Consider the following 3,031-nt stretch of genomic DNA (forward strand, 5'->3'; position numbering starts at 1 on the left):
ACCGAAGGTCAGGTGCTGGGCATGGTGTTCGGCGCGGCGGTGACCGACGACGACACGGGATACGTGCTGACGCTGCGCGAGGTCCGCCCGGACCTGGAGGCCGCGATCGATGCGAACACGCCGATCGACACGGGAGCCTGCGTCCTGAGCTGAGCCCGGGTCAGTCGAGGAATTTCGCGAGTTCGGTGGTCACGGTGTCCGGGTTCTCCTGGTGTGCGAAATGCGCGGCGTCCGGGACCGTGACCAATCGCCGCCGCGGCGCCCACTTCTGTCCGCGGTGGTAGGTGGAGCGGAGCAGGTAGGTGTCGGATGCACCGCGCAGCGCCAGGACCGGGATGTCGAGCGGGTCGCGCATGGTCGCCATGAATCTTCGGCCGTCCGGACGCCACTGGCTGCGGAAGGCCCACCGCTGGTACTCCAGGGCGCAGTGCGCGACCCCGGGAATCCGGATCGCCGACCGCATCCGCCGGGCGACGTCGATGAATTCGGCGGTGCCCGCGAACTCCGCGCCGACCCGCTGCCGCAGCAACCGCTCCACCTCGAAACCGTCGGCGGTGGTGAGCAGATGCTCCGGATAGCGCGGCAACTGGTAGCGCAGGAAATCGGGCAGCCACGTCGCCCGCTGCGCGCCGTCGCGCAACACGGCGGACTTCAAGGCGGCCGGATGCGGTGAACTGATCAGCGCGATCGAGGAGACCAGGCGCGGATGCAGCACCGCCGTCGTCCAGCAGACCAGCCCGCCTTCGGCGTGACCGACCAGTGTGGCCTCGGTGTGGCCGAGGGCGCGGACCAGACCGGCCACGTCACCGGCCAGTGTCCAGCCGTCGTAGCCGCGCGGCGGTTTGTCGCTGTCGCCGTAACCGCGCAGGTCGACCGCGACCACGCGGTACCCGAGATCGGACAGTCCGGTCAGTTGGTGTCGCCACGACCACCAGAAGTCGGCGAATCCGTGCAACAGCACGACCAGCGGCGCGTCGCGACGCTGTGCGGCCGCCTCCACCACGTGGAATCGGATGCCGTTGGCGTGCACGTCGCGATGTGTCCACGGTCCCTCGTAGCGGACGCTGGACGGATCCGGAAGGAAGTTCGACGACACGCCGACCGAGCCTAGTGCGCGCGGGTTCGCGGTGCTCGCGCTGTCCGCGTTTCGCGCGCGAGTGTCACTTCTTCAGCGCGGGCTGATCCTCGTGTCCGCCGAATCCGCTGGGCAGAACCGTGCGGGCCTGCTTGAGGGAATCGATGGTCTTCTCCGGCGCGCGCAGCTTCTTGACCCGCAGGTACCCGAGCAGTGCCAGCACCACCGTGGTCACCACCATCAGCAGGAACACGATGAGGAAAGCGGCCCAACGCGCCAGCCAGACATCGAGCAGTTCGCCGAGGAAGAAGAAAAAGAAGAAGGAGCTGAACAGCAGCACCGTGAGCGCGAGGATGAAGTAGACGCTGCCTTGCAGGCCCTTCTTGACCTCGCCGGTGACCTCGGCTTTGGCGAGCGCGACTTCGGCGCGCACCAGCGTCGACATCTGCTCGGTGGCGTCGCGGACCAGGCTGCCGAAGCTGGCGGACCCGATCGGATCGGCATCGGTCAAGGGGATGGAGGTCAGCGTCCGGTGCTGTGCCTCGCCCGCACCGCCACGCTGTGACCCGTTACCGCCCTGGGTGAAACTCACTTGGTCGACCCTTCTCCCTGTCCCGGCACTGCCTCGTCTGCGTTCACTGTGCGCTGGTGGACGCGCCCACGCCGCCACAGTAGCGCCGAACCGGCGAGCGACGCGGCCAGTGAGGTCACCAGCACCGCGGCTTTCGCCGTTTCGACAGCGGAGCCGTCGCCGACCTCGGCCAGCGCGAGTTCCGCCACAAGAAGGCTAACGGTGAACCCGATCGCACCGAGAACCGACAGGGCGAACATATCGCGATAGCCCAGTCCGTCGGGTCTGCGGGCCAGGCGCAACCGGATCGCGACCACGCTGAAACCCAGGATGCCCAGGGGTTTTCCGAGCAGCAGGCCGAGGACGATCGCGAGAGACAGTCTGTCGGTGAACAACTCGCCCAGCGACCCCGAGTCGACGTGGACGCCCGCCGCGAACAGCGCGAACAGCGGAACGCACAGTCCGGCCGACACCGGTTGGATCAGGTGTTCGAGCCGCGTCGCGGGCGATTCGTCTTCGTCGGGATCGGTGCGCACGCGGGTCAGCAGTCCGAGCGCGACGCCGGCGAGCGTGGGATGGACACCCGCCTCGTGCAGGGCGTACCAGGTGATCAACGCCAGGGGGACATAGAGGATCGGCGTGCTGATCCGGCGGTGCTGCCCCCACGCCCACAGCGCGCAGCAGGCCGCCGCACCCGCGAGCCACAGCAGCGACACCGCCGCGGTGAACAGCACCGCGATCAACACGATCGCCAGCAGGTCGTCCACGACGGCGAGGCTGAGCAGGAAGACCCGCGCTGTTGCGGGGACGCGCGAACCGGTCAGGGCGAGGACGGCGAGGGCGAACGCGATATCGGTGGCCACCGGGATCGCCCAGCCGCGCTCCATCCCGGGAACGCCGTGACCGACCGCGAACGCGATGACGGCCGGCGTGATCACGCCGCCGACCGCGGCGATGATCGGCAACGCCGCGCGCCGCGGATCGGCCAGTTCGCCGACGACCAGTTCGCGTTTGAGTTCGAGTCCCGCGACGAAGAAGAAGATCGCCAGCAGGCCGTCCGCGGTCCATTCCGCGAGGGTGAGGTCCAGGTGCAGTGGCGGGATGGGCAGGGTCGTCGCGACCATGGCGTCGTAGCCCGCGCCCCACGGCGAGTTGGCCCACAGCAGCGCGAGCGCGGCCGCGGCCAGCAGGAGCGCGCCGCCGACGGTCTCGGTCCGCAGGTAGCGGGTCAACTCCGACGGCGCTCGAGTGATCACGGAAAACCTTTCGGCGGGGTGGGCGATACCGCGGAAGGGTTCTGTTGACCCGACCGCCCGCCGACCAGACTTCCCGGCACTCCTGACGCGATCTTAACGGTCGCGTCAGGAGTGCCGGGGCAGTCGGTG

General features: G+C 68.9%; 3 protein-coding genes. All 3 read right to left on the reverse strand.

Annotated elements, in window-relative coordinates; genetic code table 11:
• Positions 1–160: 160 nt before the first annotated feature.
• Complete coding sequence (locus ON30_RS01505; protein ID WP_040703573.1) at positions 161–1,096, reverse strand: alpha/beta fold hydrolase; 936 nt, start codon at positions 1,094–1,096, stop codon at positions 161–163.
• Between the two features lie 64 nt (positions 1,097–1,160).
• Positions 1,161–1,667 carry a phage holin family protein gene (locus tag ON30_RS01510; protein ID WP_040703575.1) on the reverse strand — a complete coding sequence of 169 codons (507 nt, stop codon included), beginning with the start codon at positions 1,665–1,667 and terminating at the stop codon, positions 1,161–1,163.
• The gene (gene nhaA, locus ON30_RS01515) at positions 1,664–2,902 is read right to left on the reverse strand and encodes a Na+/H+ antiporter NhaA (RefSeq protein WP_040703577.1); all 1,239 of its coding nucleotides are present in this window, start codon (positions 2,900–2,902) and stop codon (positions 1,664–1,666) included. The genes ON30_RS01510 and nhaA overlap by 4 nt, the downstream gene beginning before the upstream one ends.
• Positions 2,903–3,031: the final 129 nt, after the last annotated feature.

The organism is Nocardia takedensis NBRC 100417, from assembly GCF_000308695.1.
Classification (GTDB): Bacteria; Actinomycetota; Actinomycetes; order Mycobacteriales; family Mycobacteriaceae; genus Nocardia; species Nocardia takedensis.